Source organism: Henriciella marina, from assembly GCF_027213945.1.
Taxonomy (GTDB): domain Bacteria; phylum Pseudomonadota; class Alphaproteobacteria; order Caulobacterales; family Hyphomonadaceae; genus Henriciella; species Henriciella marina_A.
The window spans coordinates 1-7,321 of sequence record NZ_JAPWGW010000009.1; the positions used below are offsets into that span (position 1 = coordinate 1).

7 protein-coding genes are annotated in these 7,321 nt (G+C 59.3%); all 7 read left to right on the forward strand.

Annotated elements, in window-relative coordinates:
* The first annotated feature begins 39 nt into the window (after nucleotides 1–39).
* Nucleotides 40–279 (forward strand): mercury resistance system transport protein MerF, encoded by a 240-nt coding sequence (merF, locus tag O4G74_RS15810; RefSeq protein ID WP_026180822.1) that lies wholly within the window; start codon nucleotides 40–42, stop codon nucleotides 277–279.
* A 144-nt stretch (nucleotides 280–423) separates the two neighbouring features.
* Nucleotides 424–1,773, forward strand: a complete 1,350-nt coding sequence (locus O4G74_RS15815) for a dihydrolipoyl dehydrogenase family protein (RefSeq protein ID WP_119380619.1) — start codon at nucleotides 424–426, stop codon at nucleotides 1,771–1,773.
* Between the two features lie 59 nt (nucleotides 1,774–1,832).
* Entirely contained in the window at nucleotides 1,833–3,284 is a 1,452-nt protein-coding gene (gene merA / locus O4G74_RS15820; RefSeq protein ID WP_269403496.1) for a mercury(II) reductase, read from the forward strand.
* A 171-nt stretch (nucleotides 3,285–3,455) separates the two neighbouring features.
* Nucleotides 3,456–3,842: a hypothetical protein gene (locus O4G74_RS15825; protein WP_026180821.1), complete on the forward strand. Its 387-nt coding sequence runs from the start codon at nucleotides 3,456–3,458 to the stop codon at nucleotides 3,840–3,842.
* A 58-nt stretch (nucleotides 3,843–3,900) separates the two neighbouring features.
* Nucleotides 3,901–5,754: a copper resistance system multicopper oxidase gene (locus tag O4G74_RS15830; protein ID WP_269403497.1), complete on the forward strand. Its 1,854-nt coding sequence runs from the start codon at nucleotides 3,901–3,903 to the stop codon at nucleotides 5,752–5,754.
* A complete protein-coding gene (locus O4G74_RS15835; RefSeq protein WP_269403498.1) occupies nucleotides 5,751–6,554 on the forward strand; it encodes a copper resistance protein B in 804 nt (267 codons plus the stop codon). The genes O4G74_RS15830 and O4G74_RS15835 overlap by 4 nt, the downstream gene beginning before the upstream one ends.
* Before the next feature lie 9 nt (nucleotides 6,555–6,563).
* A partial coding sequence (locus tag O4G74_RS15840) for a DUF2231 domain-containing protein (protein WP_269403499.1) occupies nucleotides 6,564–7,321 on the forward strand: 758 nt, incomplete at its 3' end.

Consider the following 7,321-nt stretch of genomic DNA (forward strand, 5'->3'; position numbering starts at 1 on the left):
GCATACATCGTCAGATTTTCACACAAGGCTTTCACTTTGATGTCAAAATGGACTGACCGAAAACTGCTGATAACGGGCCTGGCCGGTACCGTCATTGCGGCACTTTGCTGTTTCACACCAATACTCGTGGTGCTGCTTGGCGCTGTGGGCTTGTCGGCAGTGCTGGGCTGGATCGACTATGTGCTATTGCCCGCGCTTGCCCTGTTCATTGCGCTGACGGTCTATGCTGTCTGGCGCAGGCAGAAGCGGCCATGCAGCCCTGACGGAAACCAATCATGATGGCTCAATACGTGCCGCGATGAGCAGGATCGCTTCCGGGTGGAGCAGCAGGCAGGTGCCGATTGTGGAAGGGGGCTGGATCTTTTTGAACGGGCCTTGGGATCTTCCGCGCAGGGCAATCACCGCAACCAATGGAGACATGCCATGAAAGACGCATATGACCTTATCGTGATTGGCGGTGGAACCAGCGGCAATGGTGTCGCCCGGATGGCCGCAAAGGCGGGCTGGAATGTGGCGAGCATCGACAGCCTGCCTTATGGTGGTACCTGCGCCCTGCGCGGCTGTGATCCAAAGAAGATGCTGGTTGCGGTTACAGAAGGCGTCGATTGGGCAGACAGGATGAAGGGCAATGGGCTGAAGATGCAGCCTTCCGTCGACTGGCCGGACATGATCGCCTTCAAGCGAACATTCACCGACGCCATGCCGCCGCGCATCGAAGCGGGAATGGAAAAGGCAGGCATTGATGTATTGCATGGTGAAGCGCGGTTCACAGGCGCGGACAGTATCGAGCTGAATGGCGAAATCCTGCGCGCGAAACATTTCCACATCGCCACCGGCGCACGGCCGATAACGCTGAACATTCCTGGCGAGGCGTATCTGACCACCAGCACCGAGTTTCTCGAACTAACCGAGCGGCCAGACCGGATCGCTTTTGTCGGCGGTGGCTTCATCGCCATGGAGTTCGCTCATATTTCCAGGCGCGCCGGCGCCAGCGAAGTTACTGTACTAGAAATGGCCGAGCGCCCCCTGGGCACCTTCGATGACGACCTGGTTGAGATACTTGTTGAGGGCACGGAAGAGCTTGGCATCGACTTGCGCACCAAGGCGAAAGTGCTGGCGATCGAGAAACAGGGCGAAGAATTTATCGTCACTGTGGACGGCGTGGGTGGTGCCGAAACCGTGACCTGCGATCTGGTGGTGCATGGCACGGGCCGGGTGCCAAATATTGACGGGCTGAACCTTGAGGCTGCCGGCGTCGAGTACACCCGCCGGGGCATTCAGGTGAACGCCTCAATGCGCACGAGCAATCTCGCGGTCTTCGCCGCCGGCGATTGCGTCGACAGCGGCCCCAACCTGACCCCGGTATCTGCCTTCGAGGGGCGTGTGGCGGGCAAGAACCTGCTAGCCGGAAAGGACGAGCGACAAGTCAAATACCCGCCGATTCCCTCGGTGGTTTTTACCTTGCCAATGGTTGCTAGCGTTGGCTTGTCAGAGGCTGCGGCCAGGAAAGAGGGTCTGAAGTTCGATACCCATTTCGAGAAGACCCATGACTGGTATTCGTCAATGCGCGTCGGCGCGCAGCGAACCGCGTACAAGGTGCTGGTCGAACAGGACACCGGAAAAATCCTGGGCGCACACCTGATCGGACCGGGGGCTGAGGAACAGATCAACCTTTTCGCCATGGCCATGCGTGCCGGTCAGACCGCCAATCAGATCAAGGCGATGATCTTCGCCTATCCCAGCTACGCCTCCGACATCGGGGCGATGGTGTGATTTTGAATACTTGATCGAGGCCGCGTCGCCGTGCCCGGTCGCAAGCGGAGGAAGAAACAATGGATCGAACCGTAAAGACAGGCGATTGCTGCTCCGTCAATGAGACCAGCGGCGACAGCTATGACCTCATTGTCATAGGTGCTGGCTCGGCCGGGTTTTCGGCTTCGATTAGCGCGGCCGAGGCCGGCAGGCGCGTGGCCATGGTCGGGCACGGCACAATCGGCGGCACCTGCGTCAATGTCGGCTGCGTGCCATCCAAAGCGATGATACGGGCCGGCGAAGCGGTGCATGGTGGCATATCGGCAGCACGGTTTCCGGGCATCGAGCCGTGCGCGCAAGGCGTGGACTGGCCGGCGGTCGTCAAGGGCACGGCCGAACTGGTCGACGAAATGCGCCAGAAAAAATATATCGATTTGCTGCCTTCCTATGAGAATATCACCTATATCGAAGAAGGTGCCGCACGCCTGGTCGAGGGCGGGATTGAAGTCGGCGGCCGGTTCATCGCCGCGCCGAAGGTCCTGGTCGCCACAGGCTCGCGCCCGCTATTGCCGGACATTGATGGGATCATGACCGTGGAGGCGCTCGATTCTTGGGACCTTCTCACGTTGCCCGAACAGCCCGAGAGCATCCTGGTACTGGGCGGCGGCTATATCGGTTGCGAACTGGCGCAGATGGCGTCGCGGCTGGGTATCAAGGTTACGCTGGTCACGCGCTCGCGTCTTCTGCCCGGCGTGGAACCGGAAGTGGCCGAGGCGTTGACCGACGCGCTGAAGGCTGAGGGTGTCGCGGTCGAGACCGGCCTGTCCTACCGATCGGTGAGACGGAGTGACGGCGGCGTCACGCTGACAATCGAACGGGGTGGAAAGCCTGTGACCCTCTTCGCGCAGCGGCTTGTGGCCACCACAGGCCGGGTTGCCAATTCTGAAGACCTCGGCTTGCGCGAGTTCGGCATCGAGACCGATGCGCGCGGATCGATCAAGGTCGGAGCCGACATGGCCACAACACGGCCTGGCGTCTGGGCAGCGGGTGATGTCACCGATCGCGACCAGTTCGTCTACATGGCCGCTTATGGGGCCAAGGTGGCGGCCAACAATGCGCTCGGGCTTCAGGATTTGCGTTATGACAATGCGGCCATGCCCTGGGTCGTGTTCACCGATCCGCGGGTTGCCGGCGTCGGTCTTTCCGAGGTGCAGGCGAAGGCAGCCGGCCATGATGTCAAGACCAGCGTGCTGACGCTGGACCATGTGGCGCGCGCCGCCGTTGCCCGCGATACCCGCGGCGTCATCAAGCTGGTCGCGGATGCGAAGACCGACCGCCTTCTGGGCGGACAGATGGCGGCGCCCGAAGGGTCTGATGCGATTCAAACCCTGGCTATGGCGTTGAAGTTCGGCATGACGAGCAAGGCGCTTGGCGAGACAATTTTTCCATACCTGACAACTGTTGAAGGGTTAAAATTGGCGGCACAGACGTTCGACAAGGACGTGGCGAAGCTTTCATGCTGCGCAGGCTGAGCCCAAATTTGGAGGTAAGGTCAGAAAGAAATTGTCAGGGTAACTGGCCGATTGAGCTGGCTGGCCGTCCCGGCTAGCGTCACAAGATGTCCCGTAATCCGTTAACGCCAACTTCCAGAATTCTCAAATCCCTTCTTGAGTTTAAACCCCCAAGGGGTATATCTATTAATCATGAACATTGTTGTCGCAGCTCTCGTGACTGTATTTTTCAGCCTGTCGCAGGTGCTCTGTGCGTGTCCTGTCGATACGTCGGCTACGAACAGCATGCCAACCGAGTTCACCACTCATTCTCACCAGGCACCAGCCGATGAGCCTGAGGCACCTTGCGATGATGAGACTGATCACTGCAAGCTTCAGACAGCGACGGTCGCACAAGCCGACAAGACGGCGAACTCGGTCCAGCACGTGTCAGGTGATACGAAGCCGATCGGGCTTGTAAAACCATCATGGCAACACGCTTGGAATATCGTCGTCAATGTCCACACGCCCTGGCTTGAGGTCCGAAATCACCTGTTCCGACAAACGCCAATCACATTAAAGGTGCGCTCCCTGAGCTGAGTTCGTGCGTCGCTGCATTAGCAGCTCGATTGCATAAATTCACCTCACGGAGACGATTATGTTGAACAGACGACATATGCTGCAGACGGTGCTCGGCACCGGCGCAGCCTGGGGGGCAAGCACCCTCCTGCCAGCTTGGGCAAAATCTTCCAGCAACGGGAACCTTGGTGTGCCCTCACTTTCGGGCACGCGCTTCGACCTCGAAATTGGGCAGTTCCCGGTCAGGCTCAACGGCAAAGCCGGTATGGCAACCGGAATCAATGGCACACTTCCCGGTCCGCTCTTGCGGTTGCGCGAGGGCGATGACGTCACAATGAACGTCACCAACCGGCTTGCCGAAGACACCTCGATCCATTGGCACGGACTGCTTGTCCCCTTCCATATGGACGGCGTGCCGGGCGTCAGCTTCCCGGGCATCGAACCAGGCGAAACGTTCAAATATCAATTCAAGGTGCCGCAAAATGGCACTTACTGGTATCACTCCCATTCTGGTCTACAGGAACAACTCGGCCATTACGGTCCGATCGTCATAGATCCGGCAGGTACAGACCCAGTCGCTTATGACAGGGAGTATGTGCTCGTCCTAAGCGACTGGAGCTTCACACATCCGCACCGGATCTTCGACAAGCTGAAGAAGAATGCCGAGAGCCTGAACTTCAACCGGCCTACCCTGTGGAACCCAACCGGACTTGGCGGCATGTGGGGGCAGATGCGAATGAGCCCGCGCGATCTCGCAGACGTGACCGGCGAAACCTACACCTACCTGATCAATGGCCATTCGACGGCCGATAATTTCAATATGGTCTTCCAGCCGGGCGAGCGGGTTCGCCTGCGCATTATCAACGCCTCCGCCATGACCCTCTTCAATGTCCGCCTCCCGGGCTTGCCGATGACCGTGGTCCAGGCCGACGGCCTGAATGTCCAGCCGGTTGAGACCGACGAATTCCAGATGGGCGTGGCCGAGACGTATGATGTCATCATCGCGCCAACCGAAGCGCGCGCCTACGCCTTTGTTGCCGAATCGATCGACCGCTCCGGCCAGGCCGTCGCCACGCTCGGCCCGCGTGCCGGTATGCGGGCCGATGCGCCTGCGCTTCGAGCCGTGCCGATGCTGACCATGCGGGACATGGGAATGGCCCATGGAGACATGGCGGGCATGTCAGGCATGGAGGGCATGGATCACAGTCCCGGCACCAGCATGGACACGGACATGTCGGATCACGCCATGAAAGGTCACGACATGGGCACCATGTCCATGCAGCCTGACCCCAACGGTGCGGCCGTCCAGCCCGTCAAGATCGAAGCAGATATAGAGCGCGGCCCCGGTGTCGCAAAAGTATCAGGCATGACGATGAGCCGCTTGGGCGAACCTGGAATCGGGCTTGACGATGTCCCCCACCGCACGCTCACCTATAACCAGCTTCGCGCGCTCGACATGAATGAGGACCATCGTCCGCCTGGCCGCGAAATTGTCATTCACCTGACGTCGAACATGGAACGCTATATGTGGTCGTTCGACGGTGTAAAATTCTCCGAGGTGACCGAGTCCATCAAGTTCTACGAGGGTGAGCGTGTTCGCCTGACGCTCGTAAACGATACGATGATGCCACACCCGATCCATTTGCACGGCATGTTCTTCGATCTCGTGAATGGCGGTGGTCATCACATGCCCCGCAAGCACACAGTGACGGTCAAGCCTGCAGACAGGGTCAGCGTCGACATCACCGCAGAACATGTCGGTGACTGGGCGTTCCACTGCCATCTGCTTTACCATATGCATGCTGGCATGATGCAGGTCGTCAGCGTCATTCCATCGACAGAAGATATGCCACCAGCCGAAAAAATGCCGGCAGGTCAGATGGATATGCCCATGGACCATCACGGCATGAACCATGGGGAGGGAAAATCATGATGAAACCGAATTTGGCAGCCCGTCTACTCCTCGGCTTCGCGCTCTACGCGACCGGCAGCGCGTTCGCGCAAGACACTAATCCAACCCCGCCCTGGGATCAGGCCGACGCCATCTACGGCGAGGATGTAATGGCGGACGCTCGCCGGGACGTTCTAGCGGAAGGCGGAGACCAGAAGAGCTTCTACATCCTCTTCAACCAGCTCGAGGCCCAGATGTCTGACGAGGGCGACAGTTTGTACTGGAACGGACAGGCTTGGTATGGGGGCGATATCAACAAGCTCTGGTTCAAGAGCGAAGGCCGCGCCTCTCTGAATGGAGAGGGCGTGGATGATGCTGAGATCCAGGCACTCTATTCCCGCGCGGTTGCGCCTTTCTGGAATGTTCAGGCGGGCGTTCGCTACGACATCGAACCGGATAGTCTCGCGCATGGGGTCGTCGCACTGAATGGTCTGGCGCCCTACTGGTTCGAAGTCGACGCTTCCGCCTTTCTCAGTGAAAAAGGCGATGTAACGGCCCGCATTGAGGCTGAATATGAGTTGCTCCTGACCCAGCGGCTGATCTTGCAGCCTCGGATCGAAGCAAATCTCTCCGCGCAGGACATACCGGAAAGAGAAACGGGCGCGGGGCTCAGCACACTCGATGCCGGCTTGCGGCTTCGTTATGAAATTAGACGGGAGTTTGCGCCCTATGTTGGCGTCGAATGGCAAAGCGCCTTCGGCGAGACACGCGACATGATCGAGGCCGCAGGCGGTAAAGGCGACGATATCGTCTTTCTCGTGGGCCTGCGGACCTGGTATTAGGAGAACAAGATGGGCGGTTTCATAGAACCCAATATTCACCCCGTGCTGGTGCATTTTACCTATGCCCTCGGCACATCTGCAGCCTTGGCATATGCGGCTGGTCTCCTGGTACCTGTAGGCCGCTGGCGCGACAGCCTTCGACCGGCCGCTGACTGGATGCTGGCATTGGCTGCCTTGGCGGTTCTGGCCACCATCGCGGCCGGTTTCCAGGCCTATTACAGCGTTGCTCACGATGCGCCGTCCCATGAAGCGATGACAACCCATCGCAACTGGGCTGTTCTCACGGGCCTCGCCTTACTCACCCTCGCTGGTTGGCGCTGGCTGAGAAAGGCCGCGTCGCCCGGCCCTGTATTTACGATCAGCGCCCTGGCGGTGGCAGGTCTTTTGACGATTACAGCGTGGTGGGGAGGCACAATTGTTTACAAGTACGGACTTGGCGTGCAGAGCCTCCCTGAAGCCAGCGGGCCAGGCCACGATCATGATCATGGCGGCGGGGCCGGTCATGGCGACCAAGGCACGGTGGATTCAACAGACGATCATCAAGACGCTCACGGAGAGTCTCCATCCGACACTATGGACGGATCATCGGCGAGCGGCGATGGACATGATCACGACCATTCCGACGGTGCAGCTGATCGAGAAATGTCAGGCACGGTCCCCGCCGGACACGACAACTCCGACGGCCATCATGACACCAAACCGGTCTCGACTGATGAACAGGCGATCCTGGATATCATGGCCGCGATCGAAACCGGTTGGGAGACCGG

Excerpts from the sequence above, each read along its gene's own strand:
- merF (WP_026180822.1), top strand. The coding sequence starts at position 40 with ATGTCAAAATGGACTGACCGAAAACTGCTGATAACGGGCCTGGCCGGT.
- O4G74_RS15815 (WP_119380619.1), top strand. The coding sequence starts at position 424 with ATGAAAGACGCATATGACCTTATCGTGATTGGCGGTGGAACCAGCGGC.
- merA (WP_269403496.1), top strand. The coding sequence starts at position 1,833 with ATGGATCGAACCGTAAAGACAGGCGATTGCTGCTCCGTCAATGAGACC.
- O4G74_RS15825 (WP_026180821.1), top strand. The coding sequence starts at position 3,456 with ATGAACATTGTTGTCGCAGCTCTCGTGACTGTATTTTTCAGCCTGTCG.
- O4G74_RS15830 (WP_269403497.1), top strand. The coding sequence starts at position 3,901 with ATGTTGAACAGACGACATATGCTGCAGACGGTGCTCGGCACCGGCGCA.
- O4G74_RS15835 (WP_269403498.1), top strand. The coding sequence starts at position 5,751 with ATGATGAAACCGAATTTGGCAGCCCGTCTACTCCTCGGCTTCGCGCTC.